This window comes from Cuspidothrix issatschenkoi CHARLIE-1 (genome assembly GCF_002934005.1).
In the GTDB taxonomy this organism is placed as follows: Bacteria; Cyanobacteriota; Cyanobacteriia; order Cyanobacteriales; family Nostocaceae; genus Cuspidothrix; species Cuspidothrix issatschenkoi.
Genome location: NZ_PGEM01000226.1, coordinates 1 through 1,045 on the forward strand (window position 1 = coordinate 1; position 1,045 = coordinate 1,045).

The following is a 1,045-nucleotide window of genomic DNA, read 5'->3' on the forward strand; positions in this document are numbered from 1 at the left end:
CCAACTAGGTAATGATCATCCCGATGTTGCTACTAGTCTTAATAATTTAGCAGGATTGTATGATTCTCAAGGACGATACAATGATGCTGAACCTCTTTATTTACAATCTTTAGATATCAGAAAACGCCAAGTAGGTAATGATCATCCTGATGTTGCTACTAGTCTTAATAATTTAGCACTATTGTATAAATCTCAAGGACGATTCAATGATGCTGAACTTCTTTATTTACAATCTTTAGATATCAGAAAACGCCAACTAGGTAATGATCATCCTGATGTTGCTACTAGTCTTGATAATTTAGCACTATTGTATTATTCTCAAGAAAACTATTTAAAAGCTGAAGATCTAGCTCAACAAGCTTTAGTAATATATCAACAAAAATTAGGGAATAAACACCCTAATACGCAAAATGTAGCACTTATAGTAAAATCATTATACATAATGAAACTTTTGCAATGTAACAAAGATACATTGTTTGCTATTCTTGGATCACTTGCAGAACAAGCAAACATTCCCGATCTAAATACAGAAACAATGTTAGCATTGCTAGAGCAAATAGAAAACAATCCTCAGCTATTGTCATCTATTAGGGAGTATTTGCAGCAGCAAACAGAAGCATCAGATGACAATACATAAAGAAATGATTGTTATGCAATCTTAAAATTTTCTGAATCAGGATACCCAGGATTATAGGATGTACAGGATTATAAGTTTTATGTTCAACTTTTCAACAGCTACTACATCGTACTTTTTGAGTAAATTATTCGCAGTTTTCAAGTGAAAATCTTTGCGGGTATCTGACATTTTCTTGTGTTGAATACCCAGTTTTTTTAATAGCTTTTTTACGACGATTAGAACCTTTCTGCCTACGAGAGACGCGACGTTGTGCAGATTTTAACTTGCGTTCAGCTTTGCGTAAAAACTTAGGGGACGCAATAGGAGAACGGTTTTGTTCAGCCTTGACTGGAAAGATGTTTTTTGGAACGGGTCTTATTTTGTTGCTAGTTGTGACGGGGTAACTAGGGCTTGCTGAATAAACCAAAA

General features: G+C 34.4%; 1 protein-coding gene and 1 pseudogene. One reads left to right on the plus strand and one right to left on the minus strand.

Annotated elements, in window-relative coordinates; genetic code table 11:
• Positions 1 to 637, plus strand: a 637-nt coding sequence (locus tag CUN59_RS20740; RefSeq protein WP_133164064.1) for a tetratricopeptide repeat protein, incomplete at its 5' end; no start/stop codon positions are given.
• Positions 638 to 712: 75 nt separating this feature from the next.
• Here the strand turns inward: CUN59_RS20740 and CUN59_RS20745 are convergent.
• A pseudogene (locus CUN59_RS20745) lies at positions 713 to 1,045 on the minus strand (transposase); the annotation flags it as partial.